We start from the raw sequence: 1821 nt of genomic DNA, 5'->3' as shown, positions 1-1821 counted from the left end.
GGTCGACCAGGCGCTCGCGGGCGAACATCAGCTGCGCGCACGCCTGAAGGTCGTTGCGGCTGCGGTCCACGTGCCAGTGCGGCGCGGGGTCCGCCAGCCGGGTCTCGACGTGCCGTTCCACGGCGAAGGCGAGGTCGGACAGGTTCGCGTCCGGGTCGGGGGTCAGCGCGACGGGGCCGATCCCGGCCAGCAGGGCGTCCACCTGGTCGGCCTGGGCGGCGGTGAGCACGCCCATCCGCCGGTACTCGGCCACCAGGACGCGCTCGATCGCCACGTAGTGCGGCAGCAGGTGGCGGACCTCCCGCTCGAACTGCGGGCGCAGCACCTCGTCGTGGAGCAGGTCGGCCGGGTTCGCGGCCAGCCGACCGGTCAGGGCCGTCACGCCACGCCCTGGGACATCTTTCGCCGCAGGCTCAGCGGGCGCATGTCGGTCCAGACCTCCGCGATGTGCGCCAGGCACGCGTCCTTCGTGCCGGTGACGCCCTCGGCACGCCACCCCTCCGGCACGTCCCGGTCGGCGGGCCACACCGAGTACTGCTCCTCGTCGTTCACCACGACCGCGTAGGTGCGGGTGTCCTCGTCCTCGCGCTCGGCCATGCCGCCCACTCCCTCCTGCGTCGTCATCCGGTCCTGCACCGCCACGTGCGGCGTCGACCCGTCCCGGCCGGTCACCTCGTCCCGCGCGGTCACTCGGCACCCCCGAGCAGCGCCCGCACCTCGTCCTCGGACATGTCGTCGATCCTGGCCACCAGCAGGCGCTCGATCTCCTCCGCGATCTCCGCGACGGTGGGCGTGCTGAACACCGTGCGCACCGGCAGGTCCACCTCGAAGCGCTGGCGGACCCTGGCGGAGAAGCGGGTCGCCATCAGCGAGTGGCCGCCCAGGTCGAAGAAGTCGTCCCGCGCGCCCACCCGGTCCAGTCCGAGCAGGTCGCGCCACATCTCCGCGACCGCCTCCTGCGCGGGCCCCTCGCACGGCACGTAGTCGGCGTCACCGCCGTGCGGCCGGGCCGGGGTGGGCAGCTCCGCCCGGTCGACCTTGCCATTGGAGTTGAGCGGCAACGCGTCCAGCACCACGACCACCGACGGCACCATGTGCTTGGGCAGCCGGTCCGCGACGAGGTCGCGCAGGCCCTCCGGATCCGGCGCGCGGTCCGGGTCGGCCGGGGTGGTGTAGGCGACCAGGTGGTCGTCCTCCCCGAGGCGGCGCAGCACGACGACCGCGTCCCGGACCGACGGCGAGCGGCGCAGGGCCGACTCGACCTCGCCCAGCTCGACCCGCATGCCGCGGATCTTGACCTGGTGGTCGTCGCGACCGACGAACTTGACCGTGCCGTCGGGCCGCCGGTAGCCGCGGTCGCCGGTGCGGTAGAGCCGCTCGCCGGGCGAGAACGGGTTCGGCAGGAACGCCCGCGCGGTGGCCACCGGGTCACCGAGGTAGCCGCGGGCCAGCCCGATCCCCGCGATGTAGAGGTCACCGACCTCCCCCACCGGTACCTCGTGGAAGTCGGCGTCCAGCACGTGCACCCGGTTGTTGTCGAACGGCACGCCGACCGACACCGCGCCGGTGTCCGCCGCGTCCGCCGGGCCGCACGTGTGGTTGGTCGAGTCGATCGACACCTCGGTCGCGCCCCACGTGTTGTGCAGGCCCACCGACGGCAGCAGCGCGAGGAACCGGCCCACCGTCTCCGGCGGCAGCGCCTCGCCGCTGGACGTCACGTCGCGCAACGCCGACAGGTCCCAGCCGCCGCGCTGCTCGATCTCGTCCAGCAGCATCGTCAACATGCTCGGCACCACCTGCAGGTACACCGAGCGGTGCGCC

Annotated in this window: 2 protein-coding genes and 1 pseudogene; all 3 read right to left on the bottom strand. The window is 73.5% G+C overall.

What is annotated here, in order from left to right; all coding sequences use genetic code 11:
• Positions 1 to 382: pseudogene (locus AB0G02_RS38150) on the bottom strand (argininosuccinate lyase); the annotation flags it as partial.
• A complete protein-coding gene (locus tag AB0G02_RS38145) occupies positions 379 to 597 on the bottom strand; it encodes an MbtH family protein (RefSeq protein ID WP_360804768.1) in 219 nt (72 codons plus the stop codon). The gene AB0G02_RS38145 and the pseudogene AB0G02_RS38150, both read right to left, overlap by 4 nt.
• 89 nt (positions 598 to 686) lie before the next feature.
• Positions 687 to 1821, bottom strand: a 1135-nt coding sequence (locus tag AB0G02_RS38140) for a non-ribosomal peptide synthetase (RefSeq protein WP_360804765.1), incomplete at its 5' end; no start/stop codon positions are given.

The sequence above is a fragment of the Actinosynnema sp. NPDC023658 genome (genome assembly GCF_040639995.1).
Taxonomy (GTDB): Bacteria; Actinomycetota; Actinomycetes; order Mycobacteriales; family Pseudonocardiaceae; genus Actinosynnema.
This window is presented reverse-complemented; position numbering and strand designations above follow the sequence as displayed.